This is a genomic window from Hymenobacter actinosclerus, assembly GCF_900111515.1.
GTDB lineage: Bacteria > Bacteroidota > Bacteroidia > Cytophagales > Hymenobacteraceae > Hymenobacter > Hymenobacter actinosclerus.
The window spans coordinates 26915-50419 of the sequence record NZ_FOHS01000007.1 but is presented as its reverse complement, the minus strand read 5'-3'; the positions used below and the strand labels follow the sequence as shown (position 1 = coordinate 50419).

Sequence of the window (23505 nt, the reverse complement as noted above, 5' to 3'; positions counted from 1 at the left end):
GGCCGGGTGGCGCTCTACGTGAACTTCGACACGGATAAAGCCACCATCCGGCCCGAATCGGGGCCCACGGTGGCCGAGGTAGTGACATTGCTGCGCCGGAACCCCGCGCTGCGCCTGGCCGTGCAGGGCCACACCGATAACGCGGGTACCGCCGCTCACAACCAGCAGTTATCCGAGGCCCGGGCCCAGTCGGTCGTGGCGGCCCTCACTGCCGCCAGCATAAGCCCCGGCCGCCTGCAGGCCGCCGGCTTTGGCCAAACCCAGCCCCTGGCCGACAACGCCACCGAAACCGGCCGCGCCCAGAACCGCCGCGTGGAGCTGGTGAAGCGGTGAATGAGTGAGTTGGCGCTTTCCGAAGCACGAAGGCCAGGCACAGCACAGCCCCTGACGTCCGCTTGGATCAGGGGCTGTGCTATGCCTGGCCTTCCCGCAGCTGAGCCGAAATCAGGCGTGCATGAGGCGATGCCAGAGCTGCCGCCGGGTGGGGCCGTGGTTGCTTAGGATGCGCCGCACCGGCACCAGGGCCGAGAGCGTGACGACCAGCGCCAGCGCCACCCGGGCCCACCACCAGGGCATCAGGTACAGGGCGGCCGCCAGCCCAACGCTGCAGATGCTGATGAGCTTGGAGGAATTATTGCGCATGGTGCTGAAGTCAATTTTCTTGACAATGGGCTTGGCTTTCCAGAAGCTGCCCCAGATACCCAGGGCCATGAGCGCGCTGCCCGCCAGCGGCAGCAGCCCCAGCAACGGCCACATAGACCGCGGGAATACGGCCAGCAGCAATACCGCCGAAAGCAGGCAATCAACCAGCACGACAGTTCCCGCCAGCCGCAAATACCGCCGTAGCAACTGGCCCGTAAGGCCCAACCGCTCCAGCTCATCGGTGGTAGCGGTCCAGAGGTAGCCCAGCAGGTTGTTGTTGACATAGGTAAAGCTAAGTACGGGCAGCAACGGCAGGTACAGAACGCTCTTGGCGGAGCTGATGCCGGAGTCGTAGACCATGTAGGCGCTCCACCCCATCATTAGCACCTTAAACCCCACGGCGGTTAGCAACGCCGGCCGGGTTCTACGCAGGTACATTTTCCACTCTGGAGAAAGCCGGCCCAGCCAGCGGCCCTCAGCGGAAGACGATTCGGCCTGATCGGGCATATAGCGGGCGCTGAAGCAGGGAGCCACCAGATACAGCGCCGCCGCCCACAGCAGCAGTGGTCCGCCCACGGCCAGGACCGCTGCCCAGTAAGCCAGCGGACCGGCCGTAACATCAAACTCCTGGCTCAGCCAGACTGCCGCCGCGCCCAGGCACAGCAGGTTCAGCCAGAACAGCGGATGCCGCCAGCGCCCCACCGACAGCAGCAGCCGCAGGTTGAAGCTCACGGCGGCCGCGCTCAGCCACACCAGCAAACTCAGGCCCAGCGGCCGCCAGAAAGCGGGCGCAACGAGTAATACCACCAATACAAACAGCAGTAGCAGCCCGCGCCGTACCGACACTAAATCGAGCACGAAGGCCGTCACCGCATTCAGGCGGGCCGATACCGGCAGCGGCTCGGGCAGCGGCCGTTGCACGGCCCGGTAGGAAGGCAGAAAGTCGGCCAGCAGGACGGTTACGAAAAGCATGGTATTGATGCCCGCCAGCAGCATAGGCAGCGTTCCGGCCGACAGTATGGCGGTATGATTGAGCGAGTAGCCCAGCGCCAGCGCATAGGCCACCGCTATCAGGCTTAGCAGCAGTGTAGCGGCCCGGCCTTCGCCGGCGCCAGGCCAGAACACGGCCCGCAGCTGCCGGCCCAGCAGGTAGGGCAGGAAGTGGCCTAACTGGCCTGATGGGTGAGCCATGTGAGGTCGTGGGCAGACGTGGTGGGGTGGAGCAGCTGGAGCAGGGCGTCGGAGAGGATGGCTTCGCGGCCGGCCTTGAACTCGGCCATGGTGCCCCAGAACTTCACTTCGGCCTCATCAATAACCAGCAAATGGGTGGCAATCTGCTCGATGTGGGCCAAGTTGTGCGAGGAAATGAACGTGAGCGACTGGGGCCGGTAGCTGGCCAGCAGCGCCAGCACCCGCTCGGCCGAAAACACGTCGAGGCCGTTGAGCGGCTCGTCCAGTAGCAGCAGCTCGGGGCGGTGCAACAGGCAGGCGGCCACGGCCACCTTCTGCTTCATGCCAGTCGAAAACGCGCTGAGCCGCTTGTGGCGCACCTGGTCGAACTCTTCCAGCAAATGCCCCAGCAAACTGGCAATGCGCGGGGCGGCGTCGGGCAGTTCGTAGATGCGGGCCACGAACTGCAGGTACTCCTCGGCCGTGAGCTGCTCGACGAGGTGGCCCTGGTTGATGAGCGCCCCGATGCGCCGTTTGGTAGCCACCGGAAACGTTTCGCCCAGCACCTCGCCGTCGAGCACTATCTCACCCGAAGTAGGCAGCAGCACGTTCACCAGCAGGTTGAACAAGGTGCTTTTGCCGGCCCCGTTACGGCCCACCACGCCCACGCAGCAGCCGGTTTCCACTTGCAGGCTCAGGTCGCGCAGCACGGTTTTCGGCCCGAACGATTTGGTCAGGTTTCGTAATGCTAATTCCATCGATAAGTAGTTGCGCCTAAGCGGCTGCCCGCCGCGGCGTGTGGCAGGGCGGCGGCAAGTTATAGCAGCGGCGGCGAAAACGGCTTGCCGGTGAATCATCAAAGGCCCGCACGAAAAAGCCCCCGGCGTCAGCATGAACGTCAGGGGCTTTTTCGTGTTTGATTCTGCCTGGAGCCAATAACTCACCGCTTCTGGCAGCCGGCGTAGTTGCGCACTTTGGTGTACTGAAACGAGAAGTCGGCCAGGTTACGGTTGTCGGTTACGAACAGGGCGTAATCAGCGAAGTCGCGGGCCTCGGTGGAATACCAGAGGCCGGCGCGGTCGGCGAACAGCTTGTTGGTTTCCGGGTACACCAGCAGGTCGCAGAAAGCCGACTCGGGCTCCAGGTACACTGTGGCAAAGCAGTAGCTGCGGCGGCTGGGGTCGCGCTCCAAATACACCGAGCCGTAGATGCGGCAGGGGTCGATGGAGCCGGCCACCACTCCCGGCGCCGCCGGAGCCAGCGGCACTCGCAACGGCGCGGCAAACGGGTTCAGTGCCAGAAAACCGGAAAGCAGGAAGGAGAGAAGCATTATAGAGATATGAGTACAGAGAGGTGAGCAGTGAAACCGACGAAGCAAAAATGCAGCCGACTGTCATAGCAGCCTGCCGCATCTTGCCTCTCACTTCGCTGTACTCGCTTCTAACCCTAAAACGACTTGATGATGTCGGTGAAGTCGCGCGACTTGAGGGCCGCGCCGCCGATGAGGCCGCCATCCACGTCGGGCTGGCTGAACAGCTCGCGGGCGTTCTGAGCGTTGCAGGAGCCGCCGTAGAGGATGCTCGTGTTGAGGGCCGCCTTGGCGTCGTAGGCGCGGGCCAGTTGCTCGCGGATGAAGGCGTGCACCTCCTGGGCCTGCTGGCTGGTGGCCGTTTTGCCGGTGCCAATGGCCCAGATGGGCTCGTAGGCCACGGTTACCTGGTCGAATTCCTCGTTGGAGAGGTGAAACAGCCCGTCTTTAAGCTGCTTTTCGATGTACTTGAACGTGTCGCCGGCCTCGCGGGCCTCCAGCGTTTCGCCCACGCAGAAGATGGGCTTGAGCCCGGCCTCCAGGGCCGCTTTCAGCTTCTGGCTCAGCAACTCGTCATCCTCGCGGAAATACTGCCGCCGCTCCGAGTGGCCCAGAATCACGTACTCGCAACCCACCGACTGCAACATGGGGGCCGACACTTCGCCGGTAAACGCGCCGCTGGCTTTCTGGTGGCAGTTCTGGGCGCCCAGGTGGAAACTGCCGCCCTCGGGCATCAACTTGCCCACCGGCAGCAGAAACGGGAACGGCGGGCACACCACCACTTCTACGGCAGGCGAGCCGGTGGTTTCATCCTGCACCATGTGCACGATTTCGGAAATCAGGGCCTGAGCCTCAGCCAACGTGGTGTTCATCTTCCAGTTGCCGGCCACAATATTCTTACGCATAGCGGAAAGGGTTGGGGTGGGGGATTAGGCCTGCAAGTTAGGGCTTGCCTGCTTACGCCGCGCCGTCCACACCAGCCCCAGCGCCCCAACAGCCACCACGGCCGCGGCCAGCAGCGCCGTGCCGGCCAGAAACTGCGTGTCGGGCCCGCCGTTGCGGGCCACCCAGATGCCTGCCAGGCCCCAGGCCACGGCGGCCGGGTAGGCCAGCTCCCGGAACCGGCCGGTTACGTTCAGGGCCAGTCCGGCCACAATACCCATCAGAATAATGCCCCACTCCACGCCTTTGGCCGGCCCCGGCTGCCAGTACTGGCCCAGCGCCACCGTGGCATTTACCACCAGCGCCACCGAAATCCAGCCCAGGTACAGCCCGAACGGCAGGTTCACCCATAGCGGCACGGTGGCCGGCTCCTGCCGGGCCTGCCGCCGCAGCCGCCCGTAGGCCAGGGCCAGCGCCGCCAGAATGCCCACCATCACCAGCGCGCTCAGCGGCAGCAACTCGTAGGCAAATAGCACCAGCCAAAGCCCCGTCAGCCCGTTGGCCAGCACCAGCGGCCGGGCCAGCAGGTCGGGCAGCGGGTTGCGGCGCTGCGCCGGCAGCAGCTGCCACGCGGCGTAAACCAGCAGGCTCAGAAAAATCAGCCCCCAGATGCTGAACGCGTAACCGGCCGGCGTAACCGGCGTGGGGTACTTGCCCGACACCACGGCGTTGGTCTGCCCATTGAACGGGTACGCCTGCGAGATATAGTTGAGGGCGATGTTACCCGCCGTAGCGGCGGCGGCGGTCCAGCGCCAGGCGCGGCTGGCCAGGGGCGAAGCAGAAGAGGCGGAGGCAGTAGGGTTCATGGCATCAAGAACCGCAAAATTTGCCGATTCCGGCCCAGCGGCTTAGCCTAGGCGCAGGCTGGGGTCGGAGGGGTCGGGCTCCCACTCGTGCCAGAGCCGCTCTCGTGTTGGCTCGCTTTCCATCAGCCAGCCAAACGCCGAAGCCACATCGGTGAAAAAATCCAGCTCGAAGGGTGGGGCCAGTTGCGGGTTGTGCACCGGCGCGGTGGCCACCAGGTAGTTGTGGATATCCGAGGGCAGCACCAGGGCCAGCTGGCGCACCGGCGTGGTCGTCATGGCGGCAAACCACTGGTCGGTAATCCAGGCCTGCTCGGCGCTGCCCAACGGGGGCAGGTGGTGCATATCGACAAGCCAGCGCGTCACGTGGTGCTCCTGGCTGAACTCCATCAGCCACTCCAGCGCCGACTGAAATGCCGCTACCGGCTGCCCGGCGCGCCAGGCTACCCGAATCAGGCCCGTTGCCTCATCGTGTTGCAGCTGCAGCCGCGCATTGCGAATCATCGCCATAGCCTAAATCGGAAAAACACGAAAGGAGGGAGCCCGCCGGCACACAACCAGCTATTGCGGCAGTAATGTATTCAAACGCTTACTAAAGTGTTACCGCAGGCGTAAAAAAACAGCGGCGGCAACCGCTGCCGCTGCTGGTAATGCTATACCCGCCAGGGTGGATTTTTGCGGTTTTCGCCGCCATAAAACAGAACGAGCTGGTTGCCGGCCGGGTCGCGCAGCCGGGCCTCGCGCCAGAGCCAGCTTTGGTCGGTGGGCAACTCGTCAAAGGTAATGCCCTGCTGCTGTAGCGCCGCTACCCATTCGTCCAGTCGCTCCTGCTCAAAGTAAACCATTACGCCCGCGCCCCGCGGCAACTCCGTCACCTGATGAACAGAGAACGTGGCCTCCCCGTCGGGGCATTCCAGCCGGGCGTAGCGGGGGCAGGCATCCACGATCAGTCGCAAGCCCAGTTGCTGGTAAAACGCCACCGATTTGGCCACATCCAGCGCGGGCACGGTTACCTGGTTGAGAATCATAGATGTTGCAGATGAAAAGGATAGCGCAGATGCGGAGATAAATGGTTCACGCCTGCATCTGTGTTATCCCCCTCATCTGCAACATCTGTGATTAAAGCTTCTCGGCCAGGAACCGCGCCGTGGAGTTGGTATCCTTGAGCTTGATGAACTGCTCGGGGGTGCCTTCGAACAGCAGGTGGCCGCCGTTCAGGCCGCCTTCGGGGCCGAGATCAATCAGCCAGTCGGCGCACTTGATGATGTCCATGTTGTGCTCGATGATGAGCACCGAGTTGCCCTGCTCGACCAGGGCGTTGAGGGCCAGCATGAGCTTGTTGATGTCGTGGAAGTGCAGGCCGGTGCTGGGCTCATCGAAGATGAACAGGATTTTATCGTTCTGCAGCGTGTTGCCCTTGGTCAGGAACGAGGCCAGTTTCACACGCTGGGCCTCGCCGCCGCTTAGCGTGTTGGCCGACTGCCCCAGCCGGATGTAGCCCAGGCCCACGTCGTCCAGCGGCTTAAGGCGCTCGATGATTTTGGGCTGGTCCTTAAAGAAATCCAGGCTGTCCTCGATGGTTAGTTCGAGCACGTCGTTGATGCTCTGATTCTGATACTGCACGTCGAGCACGTCCTGCTTGAACTTGCGGCCCTCGCAGGCCTCGCAGGTCAGGAAGATGTCGGCCATGAACTGCATCTCGATTTTCACCTGGCCCTCGCCCTGGCACACCTCGCAGCGTCCGCCTTCCACATTGAAGCTGAAGTGCGAGGGCTTGAAGCCCCGGGCCTTGGCCAGCGGCTGGTCGGCAAACAGGCTGCGGATGGTGTCGTAGGCCTTCACGTAGGTAACGGGGTTCGAGCGGCTGCTCTTGCCAATCGGGTTCTGGTCGACGAACTCGACGTGCGTTACCTGCCCGGCGGCGCCGGTGAGGCGGTCGAACTTGCCGGTGCTTTCGCCCGCGCCGCCGCCCAGCTGCTTGAGCAGCGCCGGAGCCAGAATGCGCTTGACCAGCGTGCTTTTACCCGAGCCCGACACGCCCGTGACCACCGTCATCACATTAAGCGGAAACTTCACGCTCACGTTCTTGAGGTTGTTCTCACGGGCGCCCGTCAGCTCCAGGGCGTTGCGCCAGGGGCGGCGGGTTTTGGGCACCGCCACCTCGCGCCGGCCGCTCAGGTACTGACCGGTGTAGGTGTCGGAGGTCAGCACCTCGGCGTAGGTACCCTGGAATTGTAAAATGCCGCCGCCGCTGCCGGCCTCGGGGCCGATGTCAATAATCTGGTCGGCCTGCTCCATCATCTTGTCCTCGTGCTCCACCACAATTACGGTGTTGCCCAGCTGCTGCAACGAGCGGAGCACGCCAATCAGCTGCTCGGCATCCTGGGGGTGCAGGCCAATCGAGGGCTCATCGAGAATGTACATTGAGCCCACCAGCGCCGAACCGAGCGACGTGGCCAGCGAAATCCGCTGGCTTTCGCCGCCGCTCAGGGTGCTGCTGAGGCGGTTGAGCGTGAGGTAGCCCAGGCCCACCCGGTGCAGGTAGCCCAGCCGGTTCGTAATTTCCGTTACGAGCCGCTCGGCCACCTTGGCCTCGTGCTCGGGCAGGTCGAGCTCCGCAAAATAAGTCAGCGCCTCGCTCACCGGCAGCAGCACCAAATCGGTGATGCTTTTACCCTCAATTTTCACGTACTGGGCATCCTTGCGCAGGCGGCTGCCCCGGCAGTCGGGGCAGGTGGTGCGGCCCCGGTAGCGGCTTTGCAGCACCCGGTACTGGATTTTGTGGGTCTGGGTGGCCACCCACTTGAAGTAGTCGTCCAGCCCGTCGAAGTACTTGTTGCCCTTCCACAGCAGGGCGCGCTCCTTCTCCGTCAGCTCGTTGTAAGGCCGGTGAATCGGGAAATCAAACCGGATGCCGTTCTTGATAAGCGGCTTGAGCCACTCGCTCTGCTTGTCGGTGCGCCAGGGCGCAATGGCCCCCTCGTACACCGTCAGGCTCTTGTCGGGTATCACCAAGTCCTCGTCAATCCCCAGCACCGAGCCGAACCCCTCGCAGGTCTGGCAGGCGCCGTACGGGTTATTAAACGAGAAGAAATTCACGCTCGGCTCCTCAAACGCCAACCCATCCAACTCGAATTTATCGGAGAAAGTCCTTTGAGTTGTCAGTGGTTGGTTGTCAGTTGTTAGGCCGGTCTGCTGGTCATCCGCACTAACAACTGACAACTGATAACTGGCAACTAAACTCCCGTGTCCCTCGAAAAACGCGGTTTGCACCGAGTCGGCGAGGCGAAAGGCCAGGTCTTCGTCTTGGGGGATGATGACGGCGCGGTCAATCATGATGAAGATGTCGCCATCGGTGGGCTCGGGCTGGCCTTCGGCGAGCAGGTCTTCGATGAAGGCGGTTTCGCCGTTTACCACCACCCGGCTGTAGCCTTTCTGGAGCAGCAAGTCCAGCTCCTTGCTCAGGGGGCGGCCATCCTCGGCGCGCAGCAGCGGGGCCAGCAGCATCACGCGGGTGCCTTCGGGTAGGCGCATGAGGTAGTCCACCACGTCGGCCACGTTGTCTTTGCGCACCTGCTCGCCGCTGATGGGCGAGTAGGTGCGGCCCACGCGCGCGAACAGCAGCTTGAGGTAGTCGTAGATTTCGGTGCTGGTGCCGACGGTGGAGCGGTTGTTCTTGATGCTCACCTTCTGCTCGATGGCAATGGCCGGCGAGATGCCCCGGATGTAGTCCACGTCGGGCTTGTCCATGCGGCCCAGGAACTGGCGGGCGTAGGAGCTGAGGCTCTCCACGTACATGCGCTGCCCCTCGGCATAGAGCGTATCAAACGCCAGGCTCGACTTGCCCGAGCCCGACAGGCCCGTCACGACGATGAATTTGTTGCGCGGCAGGGCTACGCTGAGGTTTTTCAGATTATGTACCCGCGCGTTCTTGATGAGAATGAACTCGCGCGGGTCGAGCTGGTCAATCGGGTCGGCCGCGGGGGCGGCGAGTTGCAAAGCGGAATTGTCGGCCATAGGTCGGTAAACAGCAAGCGGGCCGCGTTTGGTTTCGGCCGGGTGTAGTTTGGGGTTGGCGAAGGTACGGCGGGGGCAGTAGTGAACTTATATAAAGCATGAAGCGCACAAATCCTTAACATTGTGGCTCACATATCTACACTGCCATCGATGCCCATTCCCAGTCCGTTAGCTACCCTCTACGCCGTTTTGCAGGCTGTTCGGACCAGCGCCGAAATCAACTCGCAACTGCTGCGTAAAAATGAGGCGGCCACCCGCGCCGCCCTCATCGACCCGGTACTGCGGGCCCTGGGCTGGGATACGGCCGATGTGCGCATGGTGGAGCCGGAACGGACGATTGGCGGTGAACTCAGGGTCGATTATCTGCTCCACGACAGTAACGGCAACCCCCGATTAGTAGTGGAAGCGAAATGCCTGGGGGCCAGCCTCGACAAACATGGCTACGTGAGTAAAGTGCTGGGTTACGCCCTGGGCTTCAAAGTGCAGACCGTTTTTATTACCGACGGTTTGCAGTGGCATTGCTATTCCAATCTGCACAAGGGCAATACGGAAGTAATTGCTTTTTCTTTAGTGGAAGGTGATTTATTGAATGCTGCTCTGGAGTTGATTCAATGGCTTGATGCCGCTCGAAGCGGGCATGGGGTTCAGGTGGATGAGAATAGGAGTATAAATAATGTGATTGTTGATATGGAAAATAAGTCAGATATTATTAATGACATACCGAATAGGAGTAATGCTTCTTATAATAGTGCGATGGTATCATTTGAAATGAAGACAATAGTCATACAGCTTGGGAAAACTTATTACAATAGAGGGTTTTTTAATATTCAAACAAAACACAGGAACATCTTTGGGGGAGATTTGAAAACCTTGGATATTCAGCTTGGGTCGGAAACAGGCACAGTAATCAAAGGGGATATTAATAGAACACACAATAAGGATGGTAGGCCAAGAATAATGGGAGGTAAAATATTGACTAAATGGATGAAGGATAATTTTTTATTAGATGAGGAAATGAAGGTTGATATTATTTCCTCTAATCTCATACGTTTGTATAAATAAATATTTATAATCAGCATTGATTTTTGTGATAAGCGCTTATTAGTAATTATATTCGTATCGAATTATCATTGAAGAACCAAGGTAATTTTCTGGCTTAATTCCTCACAACACAAGCCGCTAAATCTGTACACCAACTCCACTGCTGGTCGCAAGTCCCAGATGGAGTGGCTGAATCAGCGTCAGTAGCCATAATGTTCTAAGCTTGCTTAGTAAAGCTTCAGCCGTCGCACCCAATAAAATTCAAACCGTCACCCTGCCCCATGTTCACCCTCCTGACCATCCTTCCGCTACTCCTGTATTTCCTCGGCATCCTGTTCCTGGCCCTCGGGGGCTGGCAGTTACTCAAGCTGCTGGCGAAGCTGAACGTGTATGTGCAGTTGCTGATTGATAAGGAGCAGCACAACGAGCAATTGTAGCCGCGACGTACGCCGCTACTGTTTCTGACCGCCGCATCCGAAACCGCCGCAACCCGCTCACCTGCAAAACGCCGCCCGCCTCCAAGGCCACACCTCACCAACTAAGCGAATCCAGCGGCTGAATCATAGAAACTCGTAACATTGTGCTGTTACACGTTACGCCCGCTGCTCATGCCTGAACCAGACAATTCGCTCGGCCACAAAATTCTGGGCTTCTTTATTAAGGATGCGCCCACGCCCGCTGGTGCGCCCGCGGCTGCTCCGGCGGCTGGCTCCCCGGCCGCTGGCTCGCCGGCGCCCGCGCCCCGGCAGCCCGGCGCCGTTGACTTACGGTTTTCGGAGCACCTGGCCGATGTGTTGGTCAAGCACAACCTGCCGGGGCCCGACTACTTCGAGTTCCGCGACGCGCTCCGGGGCCTGAGCAGCCTCGATTTGAGCGAGCACAAGCAGTTTCAGGCGGCCTGGGCCAGCTTCAAGGCCCTGGGCGGCTCGGCCGATGTCAACCAGCTCGTGAGCACGGCCAACCAGTACCTGGACGTGCTCAACGACGACCGCGCCGGCTTCACCAAGAGCGTGGACGCCACCATTGCCGAGCGCGTGGGTGGCCTGCAGCAGGAGCAGCAGCAGCGCCAGGCCGACAACGAGGCCCTGACCCGACAGTTGGCCGAAATTCAGCAGAAAATCGAGGCCAACACTGCCCGGCTAGCCTCTATCAGCGGCGAAATAGACTTGCAGACCGACAAGCTCAGCCAGAGCCGCCGCAACTACGAGGCCACCCACGAGCACTTCACGAAGCAAATCCAGGACGACATTGCCCGTATAAGGCAGCACCTGACGTAGAACGACCGTAGAAAAGTGGGACATATATAGCACGTCATGCTGCGCATGTGGCGCATCAAGCCAGGGACGTAGCGGAGTCGAAGCATCTCTACCGCAATACTATTGTCATGCTGACGAAGGAAGCATCTCGCGTGCTGGCATCAGGATTAGCATGGCACGCGAGATGCTTCGCTCCGCTCAGCATGACAGGTACTTTGGCTGGCTCAGGCAACTGTCTTCTCTTCATCACCCTAACTCCCTTTCCCCCGCTATGGCAACTCCCGACTTCTCGCAAATTGGTGGCAGTACTGACGTGGAAAAACGCTCGTTCTGGTCGCGGCCCGAAGGTATTTTTGGCCTGGTGGTCCTGGCGGGCATGCTGGGCGCGGGCCTGATTTACTTCAACCAAATCGTGCTGTTTCTGATTGAGGTGGCCTCCAACACCCTGCATCTGGCCTTGCTGCTGGCGGCGCTGGGCGTGGTGGTATTCCTGTTTACCAGCCGCGACGTGCGCACGGCCGTGTTCTTTCTGTTCAAGACGCTGATGCGCAAAATCGTGGGGCTGGTGGTGCAGCTCGACCCCATCGCCATTCTTAAAATCTACGTGGATGATTTGCGGCAGAAGCGCCGGAAAATGCAGGGCCAGATTGACACGCTGGCCGGGCAGCTGGTGAAACTGAACAAGAAGATCAACGAGAACAACGACGAAATCCGGCAGAAATTCGCCGAGGCCAACAAGGCCGGTACTATGCTGGAACGGCCCGGCATGAAGGAAACTGCCTCGCTGGCCACCATTGAGGGGGCGGGCCTGCAGGAGATGAACAACAAGCTGCTGCCGCTGCAACGCAACATCCAGCAGGTGCTGGCCTTCATGGAAAAGGTTAATACCAGCGCCGACTACATCATCAAGGAAACCGAAATCAAGGTGCGCCTCAAGGAGGTCGAGTACAAGTTGGTGAAGGAAAGCTCGAACGCGCTGCGCACGGCCGTCAGCATTTTTAAGGGCGACCCCGACAAGAAGTTCTACTTCGACGAGTCGATGGAGTACATCCAGGACGACATGAGCCAGAAGCTGGGCGAAATGAAGCGCGCCATGGACCTGTCGATGGACTTTATCAACTCGGTGGACGTGCAGAACGGCATCCTCTCCGACAAGGGCGAGGCCCTGCTGAACGCTTACAACCAGGGCGAGTTCAAGTTTGTGACCCCCGATACCCCGGCCGCCCCCGTTTACGTGGCCCAGCCCGGCGCGCCCGCCCCGCCCAAAGACGCCGGCTACCGCAACCTGCTGGAGTAAAAGGAACGGCGTAGAGACGCAATATTTTGCGTCTCTACACCAGTCTGAATGCTCAAATAAACTCTCTCCCGATTGTGGCCCGCGGCCACCGTTTCTCTAACCCTCTTCCCTATGCAACGACTCACGCTGGCCGGCCGGCTCATCATCACGCTGGCCATTCTGGCCGCCGCCTACTTCGGCTTCCGCTACTTCATGGGCGACAAGCTGCTGCCCGCTACCACCACTACCGCTACCAGCCCCTCCATGCCCGACGGGTCGGGTACTGCTGATCCGGGCCAGGCTCCCGCTGTCAGCAATGGCGCGACGCCGGCTGCCTTCACTTACACGCCCCCCGCGCCCGTCAATGGCAAGCTCAAGGGCGTGGTGGAGCTGGGCGCCAGCGGCTTCAACTCGTTTATTGTCCGCATTGATGGCAACAAGAACTGGAAGCTGGAGAAGTCGGAGTTTGGCGCCAGCCTGGCCATCGAGAACATGGCCTCCGACGCCGATATCCGGGCGGGCCTGAAAAACTACATTGCCAAAATGCTCGATTTCGGCGTGGCCGGCCGCGACATCCAGTTCGTGGTAAGCTCGGGCGCCCAGAAGGCCAGCGGCACCCAAAAGATTATCAAGGCCCTCAAATCGTTGGGCTACGTGGTGAACACCGTAACGCCCGAACAGGAGGGCGTGCTGGCCCTGCGCTCGGTGCTGCCCCCCGCCTACGCCGACAAAGCCTTCGTGGTCGACATCGGCTCGGGCAACACCAAAATCTCGTGGCTGGAAAACGGCACGCCCAAATCGGTGGAAACCTACGGGGCCAAATACTTCCAGAACGGCACCGACGACGCCACCGTGGCGGCCGACGTGAAAACCAAAATGGCCCAGGTGCCGGCCAGCCTGCGCAATACCTGCTTCATCGTGGGCGGCGTACCGTTTGAGATGGCCAAGGAGGTGCGCCAGGATAAGGAGCGCTACACCACCCTCAAAGCCCCCGACGCTTACAACCTCGACAACGCCAAATCCAAGGCCGGCCAGAACATCTACCGGGCCGTGCAGGAGGCCTCGGGCTGCCAGCAATTTGTCTTCGACTGGGACGCCAACTTCACCATCGGCTTCCTGCTCAACAAGCCCCAAAGCTAAGCCCGCCCACTTTCCGGCGCTCAATCAACACGCCCGTACCCGCTTCGCTGCCGGTACGGGCGGTTTGTTTAACGGCCTGGCGGCGCCTTATACTACGCCGTTCCGGGCTGCCAGTAGCGGAGAAGCAGCCGATGCCACAGCAGTCTGGCGCGCCGGGTGCATTGCCACCCGCTCTGTAGCCCGGGGCTTCAGCCCTGGGAAACAGGAGGCGCAAAACCGCTATAGGTACGCCTTGTCGTGGAACAGTGCCCCTTGCCGGTACTTCTGCGAGTTACCCGGCGGCGCGGCGTTGTGCGTTTCGGCCTCGTACTCGCAAGGCGCTTTGCCACGGATACGGCAGCGTAATACGGCTGCCTTGCGTAGTAAGGGGGCGCTGCCGCTCCGGCCAATCCGGCAATGTCGGGAGTGAGATTCCTGCTTTTGCCGGCAGAGCAACATGCAACCGCCGCCCGAAACCAACTTCCGTCAACCGAAAGAACACCACCGATGATCAAGCAGATTTTCACCCTCGTAGAATTGCTCGCCGCCTTAAACGACCCGCAACCCGCAACGCTGGAATTGCAGGCGTCTATTCTTTGCCCTTCTTCCATTATCCTGCCCGCTGGTTTCAACATTATCGGCGCTGATAAGGAAAAATGCATGCTGAGTTTTAGCGTCGGGGATGGTATCGGACTGACGGCCAACAATGAAATTTCAACTATCACTGTTCAAACCAACCCCGGAAACCGAGCGATATACGTGCAGGGAAATTCCCCCGATTTAGGGACGATAACCCTGAAAAACCTGACTGTCACAGGCCAGGTTCAGATTTTAACCCGGGCCGGCACAATCAACGCACAGCTGGTTGCCGATACTATCGATATAGTAGCGTGCGATGCCCGCAGATACTCCGAGCAGCCACTGAAATACGGCGTGAATGTTTACCAGGGGGCCTTCACGGTTTATAATTACAATAGCGACGAAAACAGCCTGCTCAACGTTACACTTACCAATATCAGCTTGGGGCGTAAAGGGGCCCCCGTTATTGGGTCCGGTTTGTTCGTCGGCGGCTTCGGTGATATTGGCGGCCGGGTGCTAGCGGATACTATTACGACGGGTGATATTTATTCCAACGGCATGATACCTTTCGGACAACCCAATAGAATTACGGGCGGCGTATTTATTCTCAATGGTGCCAGAGTGAAAAATCTGGTCAATCAAGGCACCCTGACAACTTACGGAGTCAATGATATGGTGCTGGATGCCTGGGGCCACGTAGAGAAATGGACGGCTGAAAAAGCTATAACCTCTTACGGACCAAGCGGAATTGGCTTCGTGAATTTTGGGGTGGTTGACGAATTCGAGGCGAAAGAGAAAATCGAAACTTTTGGTGGCGGCGCCAGAGGGTTTAATCAATACGATGGAACCATTGGTAAAGCAACTTTCCATTCTATCATAACCAACGGCGACGGTTCCATCGGCATGCAGTTCAGCAAGCCGGTGGGCAGCATAACAGTGTTAAATAGTGTGGTGACGCACGGCTCTAAAGGGCAAACCCTGGTGAAGGGCGTGATTTCTACCTTGCCGGCCGATGCCATCAGCGTCAAATCCGGCGGCGAAATCAGGGAGCTGACTATTGCGGGCGGCATCACGACCCACGGCGACAACGTGCATTCCTACAACGTAGAAGGCGGCGTTGTGAAGCAGTTATCTGTAGAAGGTGATATCACAGCCAATGGCAAGAGCTCCGTCGCCGTAAAAGTCAGTGACGACGGGAAGACGCCGCTGGCCAATATCTCCGCGAAGTCAACGCAAGGCACCGCCGTCCAAATCGCCAAAGGGAAAATCACGGACCGAAAAGGCCTTACCGCCAAGGGCGCTAAGGGAAATATAGTAGAAAACTAAGCGCCTGCCGCGCTGTGGAAAGTGACGAAAAGGCGTGAAGCCGGGATTCTGATAAGCCCTGCCCGGAACGCCCGCTGCCCCGCCCGGAACCCCGGCCCGGGCGGCTGAAGTGGCTGCCTACTCCGGTCTGGTAGCGGTGGCCGTAGCCATCCGTTGCGGGCGCCCGGCATTGCCTCCCGGCCCGGCTTGCTGCCCGCAAGTCGGGCCGCCGCGGTTGAGGACCTCCCGGTTCGGTCGGGCGGGGACAGGCAGCGCCAAAAAAAACGGCCCGTTTGGCCTGTGGGCAGCCTTTCCAAAAAATCTGGTACCGGGTTCGCAAAATTGCAGAGCAGGTTTTCGTAAAATTTGATAATTTCAATTCATTAACGCCTTTAAAGCGGAATGAAACCAGTATCAAATTTAACTTTATGAAGAGACTGTTACTTCTTCTCCTGCTCTTTAGCTTCGTGGGTAGTCCGGTTTGGGCGGTTGAGCCACCTAAATTGAACGGCCAGTGGTCGGGCCCGCTGAAGGTGCCCGGCGGCGAGCTGCAACTCATCATAACCATCGTGCCGCTGTCCAACGGCAGCTACTACGCGGCCCTCGATGCGCCCCAGCAGCGCATCAGCCGCATGCCGGCCGAGGCCGTGGTGAAGGGCACCGATATTACGGTGAGCATCGAGCAGGCGGGCAGCCGCTTCGTGGGCAAAATCGGGAAGAACGGCGCCACGCTGCAGGGCACCTGGAGCCAGCCGGGCCTGAAGGCGCCCCTGCTGCTGCGCCGTCTCGAACTCCCCCAACCCGCGCCGATAGCCGGCAAGCCCCGCCTGACGCTGCCGTACCGCGAGGAGCAGGTGAGCTTCTATAACCAGGAGGCCCAGATCAGGCTGGCCGGCACGCTCACGACGCCCGCCGGACCGGGCCCGTTTCCGGCCGTGGTGCTGCTCTCCGACTCGGGCCCCCACGACCGCGACGTGACCGAGCAGGACTACCGCCTGTTTGGTTCGCTGGCCGACCACCTCACGCGTCGCGGCATTGCCGTACTGCGCTTCGACGACCGGGGCGTGGGCCAGTCGCAGGGCAGCCACTTCAATACCACTACGGCCGATGTGGTGAGCGACGCGCAGGCGGCGCTGGTGTTTCTGCGCACCCGCCGCCTGCTCGATACGCGCTACCTGGGCCTGCTCGGGCACGGCGAGGGCGCCAACGTGGCGCTGCTGGCGGCGGCTACGCCCGTGCCGGCCGCGCCGGCCTTCGTGGTGGCGCTGGCGCCCTACGGCGTACCGGGCCGCACCGTTATCAGGCGCCAGCAGCTGGAAATCATGCGCCTCATTGGCTCCAATCCGGCCCAGGTGAAGGCGGCGCTGCACCTCAACCAGGAGATGATTGACATCATCCGCCAGACGCCCAACGACAACCAGGCCCGCGGCAAAGTGGCGGCCCTGCTGCGCTTCCACAACACCGACCTCGACCCCCACATGGCCCGCGCCCGCGCCGTGCAGCTCACCTCGCCCTGGTCGCGCTACTTCCTCGACTTCGACCCCACCCGCAGCCTGCCCGCCGTGAAGTGCCCCGTGCTGCTGCTCGGCGGCACCGACGATTTGCAGGTGGCCACCACCCAGAACCAGGCCCCGCTGAAAAAGGGCCTCAAAAACAGCAGCGTCACGGCCCTGCGCCTGCCGGGCGTCAACCACTGGTTTCAACCCGAAATGAAGGCCTGGCCGGTGGTAAACGGCGAGCCGCAGCCCGTGTTTTCGCCCCGCGCCCTGGACGAAATCCGGGAGTGGGTGTTCCGCAAAACCGAGCGCCCGCACCCCGTAGCCACCGGCGACCCCGCCCCGCAGCCGAAAAAGCAGCTGGTAAAAGGCGGCGGCAGCGGCAAGGTGAGCCGGTGAGGACGGGAAAGAAGGAGGGATGGGGGAATAAGGTTGTCATTCTTCGCGCTGCTCAGAATGACAACCTTATTCCCCCATCCCTATTTACTCCTTCACCGGCGTCATATCCAGCCGGCGGAGCTTATCGGCCTTGAGGGCAGTCAGGCCCACGACCAGCAGCGTCATGGTGCCGCCGAACACGACCGAGGTAACCGTACCCATGAGCTTGGCCGCCGCGCCCGACTCGAAAGAGCCGATTTCGTTGGACGAGCCGATGAAGATGTTGTTGACGGCCGACACGCGGCCCTTGATGTGCTCGGGCGTGAAGGTGTGCAGCAGCGTGGAGCGCACGATAACCGACACCGAATCGAAAACGCCGGTGAAGAACAGCAGCAGCAGCGAAAGCCAGATGTTGGTGGACAGCGCGAAGGCAATAGTGGCCAGTCCGAACCCGGCTACGGCCCACAGCAGCTTGCGGCCGGCGTGCCGGTACAGCGGGAAATAGGTGAGCAGCGTGGCCATCAGCACCGAGCCCACGGCCGGGGCGGCCTCCAGATGGCCCAGGCCGGCGGCACCTACTTTCAAAATATCGACTGCAAACACCGGCAGCAGCGCCACCGCCCCGCCAAAGAGCACGGCAAACAGGTCGAGCGAAATAGCGGCCAGAATCAGCTGGTTGCTCCAGATAAAGCGGATGCCGCTGAGCACGCTGGTTTTGAGGTCTTCCTTGGCGCCTACCGCCGCAGGCAGGGGCCGCGGGGCAATGCTGGCAAACAGCAGCAGGGCCACCGCCAGCAGCACCGTGGCCGTAAAGTAGGCGTTGGCAATGCCCAGGTGGGCAATCAGGTAGCCCCCGATGGCGGGGCCCAGCACCGAGGCGGCCTGCCAGGTGGTACTGTTCCAGGTGATGGCGTTGGCCAGGTGCTGGCGGTCGGGCAGCAGCTGGGGCATAAACGAGAACGTGGCCGGCCCCATAAAGCCGCGGGCAATGCCACTGACGAAGATGACGGCGTACAGCGGCAGCGTGTAGAAGGAATTGCGAGCCAGCAGGCCCACGCCGGCCGGCGAGGCCAGCAGCCACAGCGTTACCGCGCACAGCAGCAGCCCGCCTACGGTGGCTACAATGATGTTTTTACGGTTCACCGAGTCGGCCACGTGGCCGGCGTAGAGCGACACGCCAATGCTGGGCACGGCCTCGGCCAGGCCAATCAGGCCCAGGGCCAGCGGGTCGTTAGTGAGTTTGAAAATCTGCCAGCCGATAACCAGGCCCATGATGCGGGTGGCCAGCGTGAGGCTGATGCGGGCCAGCAGGTAGCGGCGGAAATCCGGCAGCCGCAGCGCGGCGTAGGGGTCGTGGGGGGCAACGCCGGAAGCAGGAGAAGACATAGAACGAGGAAACCGGAAAATCAGTGGCCCGGCAAAGGTAAGCGCCGCCCTGCCTTTTATTGGCCCCGGCGCGGGTTGTTGGCCCCGACGCTGTCTGGCGAAACCAGTAGCCCGGGCCCGGATTTTGCTGGGCGGGGCGTTGCGCCAGCCGAAATTCGGCCGGGCCCGTATCTTCCGGGGGCGAAATCCCGTTTTCTATCGATTAATCCGCTGTTTGCTATGCTCAACGCCCCTCTTCTACCTCGCCTACTGCTGGCGGCCGGCCTGCTGCTGGCCCCCGGTATTGCCGCGCGGGCTCAAACAAATCCCGAGGCCTACCCGGCCGCAACGCAGCTCAAGGATGGCGCCTTTCGGCGCGGCGGCCAGACCTACCGGCTGCTCGGCGGCCAGCAAACCCGACTCACCGAAACTCTGCCCCTCGGCAACGGCTCCGAGCTGCGCCCCGATGGCCGCCTGGTGCGCAACGGCGTTACGCGCCAGCTGCTGCAAAACGGGCAGGCTGTAACCATGGAGGGCAATGTAGTGCTGCTGCGCGACGATATGCTTACGCCCGCCGCCATTGCCCGCGCCGATAAGGCCGCCACCGGCGGCAGCAGCACCACCATCAGCATTCCGGTTGCGGCCAATATGGCGGCGCTGGTGCCGCAGTTCGAGCGCACCGCCAGCCGCCTCGCCCAGTTGCAACAGCTGACGGCGTTGCTGGAGCAGCGCACCGCCGCCCTGGTGGGCGGCACCACCCCGCCCCCCGGTCTGGAAAAGGAAATACAGGCCCTTAGTGCCCAGTTGAGCCGCTAAAGCCGCTAGCGGGCATCCTGATTTCGCCGGGCTTCCGGACTTCGTTCCCAGTTCAAGGGCGAGTCCGGAAGCCCGTGGCGTCTGACTTACCGCCAGCAGGCGCCGGGCCGGGGCCACCGAATATGGCTGCCGGACAATACGGTAGTATAAGTGGCCAGAAAAATATTTTGGCATTTTCGGGGGCGGGCCGTTGTGAATGGCCGGGCGGTTCTTTACATTTGGTTTCTGCCGGTTCTTCATCTACTCTTCACCCGGCCCCGTTCCCCAGCTGCGCTCTATGGTTTAAAGCTCTACGTTTCAATATTTCTTCGTAGTCTTTATCAACCATGGCCTTTATGGACATCCCGCAGCCGAGCGATTCCGCGCTCATTTCCCTCTACATTGCTGGCCAGGAAAGCGCATTCGCCCAACTGCTGGAGCGGCATAAGGCCCGCGTGTTCACCACTATCCAGCTGATAGTGCGCGACCCCGATACGGCCGAAGACCTGCTGCAGGATACCTTCATCAAGGCCATCCACACCCTCAAAAGCGGACGCTACAACGAGGAGGGTAAGTTTTCTTCCTGGATCTGCCGGATTGCCCACAACATGGCCATCGACAGCTTCCGGCGCGAAAAACGTAGCCCTTTAGTGGCCCTCGACACAACAAGTCACCACTTCAACTCGTTGTCGTTGGCAGAAGAGGGTACCGAGGCTATGCTCACGCGGGAAGAAACCCACGAGCGGCTGCGGGGCCTGATTCAGGAGCTGCCCGCCGCGCAAAAGGAGGTGTTGCTCATGCGCCATTACGGCGACATGAGCTTCCAGGAAATTGCCGATGCAACGGGGGTCAGCATTAATACAGCGCTGGGGCGGATGCGTTATGCGCTTATCAACCTGCGGAAAAAAATGGCCGCGCAACCCGTTTTCGATGATTCAAACCTTTACCCAAGACACCCTGCTCCGGTACGTGTACAACGAGTTACCGGCTGATGAGCAGCGCGACGTAGAACAGGCCCTGCTCCACGACCCCGAGCTGGCCACCGCCTGCGCCGACCTATTGCTGGCCCAGCGCAGCCTCGACGGCCTGCGTACTACGCCTTCGGCCCGCACTACCCAAACCATACTGGAGTACTCCCGCACGTTTCCGCAGCTCAAATAAGCGGCTGATTCCTGCCCGACCGGCCTCTGCCGCGCTGCTGCCTTTACCGGCTGCGGCGCGGCTTTGTGGGTTTTGGAAGCAGATGGGGCGGTGGTGTTGGGGTTTCTTCGTAATGTTGCCCCATGCGCAAAGCCGAGCGGTACCGCCACTTCATCGACTATTTCACTACGCACTTTCCGGAGCCGGAAACCGAGCTGACCTTTGCCAACCCCTACGAACTGATTGTCGCCGTAGTGCTCAGCGCCCAATGCACCGACAAGCGCGTGAATATGGTGACGCCCGCGCTGCTGGCCCGGTTCCCGACACCCGCGCACCTGGCGGCGGCTTCGGCCGAGGATATTTTTCCGTTTATCCGCAGCATTTCTTACCCTAACAACAAGGCCAAGCATTTGGCCGGGCTGGGACGGATGCTGGCGCTGGATTTTGGGGGCGAGGTGCCAGGCACGATTGAGGAGCTGCAACGGCTGCCCGGCGTGGGCCGCAAAACGGCCAACGTGGTGGTGTCGGTGGTGTACAACCAGCCGGCTATGGCCGTCGATACGCACGTTTTCCGGGTGTCGCACCGGCTGGGACTAGTGCCTAAAACGGCCACTACGCCGCTGGCCGTGGAGAAAGAGCTGGTCCGCCACATTCCCGAAGAACTGATTCCTAAAGCGCACCACTGGCTGATTCTGCACGGCCGCTACGTGTGCGTGGCCCGAAGCCCCAAATGTGCCCAGTGTCCGCTCACCAGTTGGTGCAAGTACTATGCGGAGGTGGTTAGCAAAGCAGACTTAGCATCTGCAAAAACAGGCTTAGCTGCCCGCAAGGCGGCTAAATAATTGTTGATGGGTACAACATAGTATAAAACCAGTCATAGTCAGTATAAAGGCAAGTGAGCTAGCCAGCGGCCTGCTCCAGAATATGTTGCATTGCGCGGCCTAGCTGTTGGCGGTCAAATTCGGTGGCGGCCAGCTCCCGGCCCCGGGTTCCGGCGGCCCGTAGTTGCGCCGGCTCAGCCAGCAGCCGGGCCAGTAGCTGCGCTAGGGCCGGGGCGTCGTCGGCGGGCGAATACCAGCCGCAGCTGTGGCGCTCCAGCAGCTCGCGCGTCCAGCCCGGGTTGGTCACGATAACCGGGGTACCCACGGCGAGGCTGTCGTAGAACTTGGCCGGCGAGTTGGAATCGAGCACCGGCAAACCCAGAAACGGCGCCACCGATACTTCTGCCAGCCGAAACCAGCTGAATACCGCGTGGCGCGGCTGCGGCGGTACCACCCGGATAGCCGAATTGCGGCGGGCGGCCGCGGCCAGCTCCGCGGCATAAAACCCGAGGCCCATAAACAGCCAGACCACATCGGGCTGGGTGACGGCCAGCGCCTCGGCGGCGGCCAGCAGTAGCGGAATGGCATTGGCCCGCCCGAAAGTGCCGGCGTACAGAATTACCCGCTTGCCCTCCAGCTGCTGCTCGCGGCGTAGCGTGGCTACGGCCGCATCGGTGGCGCGGGCGGCCAGCTCCAGGTCGGTGCCGTTGAGGCTGGTGTGCACTTTGGCCGGATCGAAGGGCCAGCGGGAGTCGGCTGCCTGCCCAATGTGGCGCACATGGCGGCTCATATCAGGCGAGAGCGTGACGACGGCCTTCGCTTGTTGATAGAGCCGGCCTTCGAGCCCGTACAGAGCCCGGCGGGCCAGCGGGTTGGGTACGGCGCCCATAGCAATCGGGAATTCGGGCCACAAATCCTGCACCTCGAACACCCAGGGCACCCGCCGCCGGCGGGCCACCTGCGCCGCGGCCCAGGCGGCCGTCAGCGGCGTACTGATTCCCCAGATAACATCCGGCTTCTCCATGCGCAGCCCCTCGCGCAGGGCGTAGGCGGCATATTGGGCAAAGGCCAGCCCGCGCCGGGCCACGCCCATGCGGTTTTCGTAGGCAATGTCGGCGGCGTGCAGCTCCACGCCGGGCGGCACCCAAGGAAACTCGTGCGTCAGGCGTTGCGGCTCCCAGGTGCGGGTGGTGATGAGCGTGATGCGGTGCGTTTGGGCCAGCCCAGCCAGCAGCGAGTAGTGTCGGCTGGTAGCCGGACAGTCGGGGTTGGTGTGGTACTGGCTGAAAACGGCAATATGCATGGGTTAAGCTGTTAGCTTATAGCTGCTGGCTACCAGCTTTGGCGCACACAAAAGAACGTCATTCTTCGACTACGGCTCCACCTTCGCTCAGAATGACAGTTTCTTTTATCTCCTCACCCCATCACCCCATCACCCCATCACCCCATCACCTTCAGCCACCAGCTGCTCAATCAGCAGGATCATGATATGGATGGCCTTGATGTGGATTTCCTGGATGCGGTCGGCGTAGCCGGTGTGGGGCGGGCGGATTTCCACGTCGCTCAGGTTAGCCAGTTGGCCGCCGTCTTTGCCCGTGAGGCTGACCACGCGCATGCCGGCGGCGCGGGCGGCCTCGGCGGCCCGCAGGATGTTGGGCGAGTTGCCGCTGGTGCTGATGGCCAGCAGCACGTCGCCGGGGCGGCCCAGGGCTTCTACGTAGCGACTGAACACGTAGTCGTAGCCAAAATCATTGGCTACGCAGCTCATGTGCGAGGCTTCGGTGAGGGCCAGGGCGGCCAGGGCGGGGCGGTTCTGGCGGTAGCGGCCGGTGAGCTCCTCGGCAAAATGCTGGGCGTCGCAGAGCGAGCCACCGTTGCCGCAGGTCAGGATTTTGCCGCCGTCGCGCAACGAGCCGGCCATCAGGCGGGCGGCCAGCTCGATGGCCGCAATATTGGCCGGGTTCTGCACGAACTGGGTGAGTACGGTCTGGGCCTCGGTCAGCTCGGCCCGGATCTGCTCGGTAAGCGAAAGGGAAGAATTCACGGAAACA

Annotated in this window: 23 protein-coding genes; 12 read left to right on the top strand and 11 right to left on the bottom strand. The window is 61.3% G+C overall.

Annotated features, from left to right (window positions below):
• Positions 1–6: 6 nt before the first annotated feature.
• The gene (locus BMY67_RS18180; RefSeq protein WP_177189925.1) at positions 7–333 is read left to right on the top strand and encodes an OmpA family protein; all 327 of its coding nucleotides are present in this window, start codon (positions 7–9) and stop codon (positions 331–333) included.
• 111 nt (positions 334–444) lie between these two features.
• On the opposite strand, the gene BMY67_RS18175 is transcribed toward BMY67_RS18180, so the two are convergent.
• The 8 genes from BMY67_RS18175 to uvrA form a co-directional block, all read right to left on the bottom strand.
• Positions 445–1833, bottom strand: a complete 1389-nt coding sequence (locus BMY67_RS18175) for a hypothetical protein (RefSeq protein ID WP_092774212.1) — start codon at positions 1831–1833, stop codon at positions 445–447.
• The gene (locus BMY67_RS18170) at positions 1809–2570 is read right to left on the bottom strand and encodes an ATP-binding cassette domain-containing protein (protein WP_177189924.1); all 762 of its coding nucleotides are present in this window, start codon (positions 2568–2570) and stop codon (positions 1809–1811) included. The genes BMY67_RS18175 and BMY67_RS18170 overlap by 25 nt, the downstream gene beginning before the upstream one ends.
• 182 nt (positions 2571–2752) lie before the next feature.
• Entirely contained in the window at positions 2753–3142 is a 390-nt protein-coding gene (locus BMY67_RS18165; RefSeq protein ID WP_245745091.1) for a 7(1) septoil knot domain-containing protein, read from the bottom strand.
• Between the two features lie 116 nt (positions 3143–3258).
• On the bottom strand, positions 3259–4026 hold the full coding sequence (gene tpiA, locus BMY67_RS18160) for a triose-phosphate isomerase (protein WP_092774210.1): 768 nt from the start codon (positions 4024–4026) through the stop codon (positions 3259–3261).
• A gap of 24 nt (positions 4027–4050) precedes the next feature.
• Positions 4051–4869 carry a hypothetical protein gene (locus BMY67_RS18155; protein ID WP_092774209.1) on the bottom strand — a complete coding sequence of 273 codons (819 nt, stop codon included), beginning with the start codon at positions 4867–4869 and terminating at the stop codon, positions 4051–4053.
• Positions 4870–4911: 42 nt separating this feature from the next.
• Entirely contained in the window at positions 4912–5376 is a 465-nt protein-coding gene (locus BMY67_RS18150; RefSeq protein WP_143069916.1) for a hypothetical protein, read from the bottom strand.
• 143 nt (positions 5377–5519) lie between these two features.
• Entirely contained in the window at positions 5520–5894 is a 375-nt protein-coding gene (locus BMY67_RS18145) for a VOC family protein (protein ID WP_092774207.1), read from the bottom strand.
• Positions 5895–5985: 91 nt separating this feature from the next.
• Positions 5986–8883 carry an excinuclease ABC subunit UvrA gene (uvrA, locus tag BMY67_RS18140; protein ID WP_092774206.1) on the bottom strand — a complete coding sequence of 966 codons (2898 nt, stop codon included), beginning with the start codon at positions 8881–8883 and terminating at the stop codon, positions 5986–5988.
• A gap of 150 nt (positions 8884–9033) precedes the next feature.
• Between uvrA and BMY67_RS18135 the strand changes: the two genes are divergently transcribed.
• The 7 genes from BMY67_RS18135 to BMY67_RS18110 all read left to right on the top strand — a co-directional run bounded on the left by BMY67_RS18135 (position 9034) and on the right by BMY67_RS18110 (position 17354).
• A complete protein-coding gene (locus tag BMY67_RS18135) occupies positions 9034–9945 on the top strand; it encodes a hypothetical protein (RefSeq protein ID WP_092774205.1) in 912 nt (303 codons plus the stop codon).
• Between the two features lie 260 nt (positions 9946–10205).
• On the top strand, positions 10206–10361 hold the full coding sequence (locus BMY67_RS19440) for a hypothetical protein (protein ID WP_177189923.1): 156 nt from the start codon (positions 10206–10208) through the stop codon (positions 10359–10361).
• Positions 10362–10532: 171 nt separating this feature from the next.
• Complete coding sequence (locus tag BMY67_RS18130) at positions 10533–11201, top strand: hypothetical protein (protein ID WP_092774204.1); 669 nt, start codon at positions 10533–10535, stop codon at positions 11199–11201.
• Between the two features lie 250 nt (positions 11202–11451).
• Positions 11452–12477 (top strand): hypothetical protein, encoded by a 1026-nt coding sequence (locus BMY67_RS18125; RefSeq protein ID WP_092774203.1) that lies wholly within the window; start codon positions 11452–11454, stop codon positions 12475–12477.
• Positions 12478–12588: 111 nt separating this feature from the next.
• A complete protein-coding gene (locus BMY67_RS18120) occupies positions 12589–13596 on the top strand; it encodes a hypothetical protein (RefSeq protein WP_092774202.1) in 1008 nt (335 codons plus the stop codon).
• A gap of 486 nt (positions 13597–14082) precedes the next feature.
• Positions 14083–15480, top strand: a complete 1398-nt coding sequence (locus BMY67_RS18115) for a hypothetical protein (RefSeq protein WP_177189922.1) — start codon at positions 14083–14085, stop codon at positions 15478–15480.
• Between the two features lie 482 nt (positions 15481–15962).
• Positions 15963–17354, top strand: a complete 1392-nt coding sequence (locus BMY67_RS18110; protein ID WP_177189921.1) for an alpha/beta hydrolase family protein — start codon at positions 15963–15965, stop codon at positions 17352–17354.
• Positions 17355–17438: 84 nt separating this feature from the next.
• On the opposite strand, the gene BMY67_RS18105 is transcribed toward BMY67_RS18110, so the two are convergent.
• On the bottom strand, positions 17439–18719 hold the full coding sequence (locus BMY67_RS18105; protein ID WP_092774200.1) for an MFS transporter: 1281 nt from the start codon (positions 18717–18719) through the stop codon (positions 17439–17441).
• Between the two features lie 219 nt (positions 18720–18938).
• Here BMY67_RS18105 and BMY67_RS18100 point away from each other — a divergent pair, with 219 nt between their 5' ends.
• From BMY67_RS18100 to nth, 4 genes are all read left to right on the top strand, one after another.
• On the top strand, positions 18939–19514 hold the full coding sequence (locus BMY67_RS18100) for a DUF6799 domain-containing protein (RefSeq protein ID WP_092774199.1): 576 nt from the start codon (positions 18939–18941) through the stop codon (positions 19512–19514).
• Positions 19515–19849: 335 nt separating this feature from the next.
• Entirely contained in the window at positions 19850–20485 is a 636-nt protein-coding gene (locus BMY67_RS18095) for an RNA polymerase sigma factor (RefSeq protein WP_092774246.1), read from the top strand.
• A complete protein-coding gene (locus BMY67_RS18090; RefSeq protein WP_245745090.1) occupies positions 20463–20654 on the top strand; it encodes a hypothetical protein in 192 nt (63 codons plus the stop codon). Before BMY67_RS18095 ends, BMY67_RS18090 begins: the two co-directional genes overlap by 23 nt.
• A gap of 122 nt (positions 20655–20776) precedes the next feature.
• Positions 20777–21475: an endonuclease III gene (gene nth, locus BMY67_RS18085; protein ID WP_092774197.1), complete on the top strand. Its 699-nt coding sequence runs from the start codon at positions 20777–20779 to the stop codon at positions 21473–21475.
• 58 nt (positions 21476–21533) lie between these two features.
• Here nth and BMY67_RS18080 read toward each other — a convergent pair whose 3' ends face one another.
• On the bottom strand, positions 21534–22757 hold the full coding sequence (locus BMY67_RS18080; RefSeq protein WP_092774196.1) for a glycosyltransferase family 4 protein: 1224 nt from the start codon (positions 22755–22757) through the stop codon (positions 21534–21536).
• Positions 22758–22886: 129 nt separating this feature from the next.
• Positions 22887–23498 carry a D-sedoheptulose 7-phosphate isomerase gene (gene lpcA / locus BMY67_RS18075; RefSeq protein WP_092774195.1) on the bottom strand — a complete coding sequence of 204 codons (612 nt, stop codon included), beginning with the start codon at positions 23496–23498 and terminating at the stop codon, positions 22887–22889.
• Between the last annotated feature and the right edge of the window lie 7 nt (positions 23499–23505).

Excerpts from the sequence above, each read along its gene's own strand:
- BMY67_RS18125 (WP_092774203.1), top strand. The coding sequence starts at position 11,452 with ATGGCAACTCCCGACTTCTCGCAAATTGGTGGCAGTACTGACGTGGAA.
- nth (WP_092774197.1), top strand. The coding sequence starts at position 20,777 with ATGCGCAAAGCCGAGCGGTACCGCCACTTCATCGACTATTTCACTACG.
- BMY67_RS18165 (WP_245745091.1), bottom strand. The coding sequence starts at position 3,142 with ATGCTTCTCTCCTTCCTGCTTTCCGGTTTTCTGGCACTGAACCCGTTT.
- BMY67_RS18080 (WP_092774196.1), bottom strand. The coding sequence starts at position 22,757 with ATGCATATTGCCGTTTTCAGCCAGTACCACACCAACCCCGACTGTCCG.
- BMY67_RS18155 (WP_092774209.1), bottom strand. The coding sequence starts at position 4,869 with ATGAACCCTACTGCCTCCGCCTCTTCTGCTTCGCCCCTGGCCAGCCGC.
- BMY67_RS18120 (WP_092774202.1), top strand. The coding sequence starts at position 12,589 with ATGCAACGACTCACGCTGGCCGGCCGGCTCATCATCACGCTGGCCATT.
- BMY67_RS18100 (WP_092774199.1), top strand. The coding sequence starts at position 18,939 with ATGCTCAACGCCCCTCTTCTACCTCGCCTACTGCTGGCGGCCGGCCTG.
- BMY67_RS19440 (WP_177189923.1), top strand. The coding sequence starts at position 10,206 with ATGTTCACCCTCCTGACCATCCTTCCGCTACTCCTGTATTTCCTCGGC.
- tpiA (WP_092774210.1), bottom strand. The coding sequence starts at position 4,026 with ATGCGTAAGAATATTGTGGCCGGCAACTGGAAGATGAACACCACGTTG.
- BMY67_RS18130 (WP_092774204.1), top strand. The coding sequence starts at position 10,533 with ATGCCTGAACCAGACAATTCGCTCGGCCACAAAATTCTGGGCTTCTTT.
- BMY67_RS18115 (WP_177189922.1), top strand. The coding sequence starts at position 14,083 with ATGATCAAGCAGATTTTCACCCTCGTAGAATTGCTCGCCGCCTTAAAC.
- BMY67_RS18150 (WP_143069916.1), bottom strand. The coding sequence starts at position 5,376 with ATGGCGATGATTCGCAATGCGCGGCTGCAGCTGCAACACGATGAGGCA.
- BMY67_RS18170 (WP_177189924.1), bottom strand. The coding sequence starts at position 2,570 with ATGGAATTAGCATTACGAAACCTGACCAAATCGTTCGGGCCGAAAACC.
- BMY67_RS18095 (WP_092774246.1), top strand. The coding sequence starts at position 19,850 with ATGGACATCCCGCAGCCGAGCGATTCCGCGCTCATTTCCCTCTACATT.
- BMY67_RS18175 (WP_092774212.1), bottom strand. The coding sequence starts at position 1,833 with ATGGCTCACCCATCAGGCCAGTTAGGCCACTTCCTGCCCTACCTGCTG.
- BMY67_RS18135 (WP_092774205.1), top strand. The coding sequence starts at position 9,034 with ATGCCCATTCCCAGTCCGTTAGCTACCCTCTACGCCGTTTTGCAGGCT.
- BMY67_RS18145 (WP_092774207.1), bottom strand. The coding sequence starts at position 5,894 with ATGATTCTCAACCAGGTAACCGTGCCCGCGCTGGATGTGGCCAAATCG.
- BMY67_RS18105 (WP_092774200.1), bottom strand. The coding sequence starts at position 18,719 with ATGTCTTCTCCTGCTTCCGGCGTTGCCCCCCACGACCCCTACGCCGCG.
- uvrA (WP_092774206.1), bottom strand. The coding sequence starts at position 8,883 with ATGGCCGACAATTCCGCTTTGCAACTCGCCGCCCCCGCGGCCGACCCG.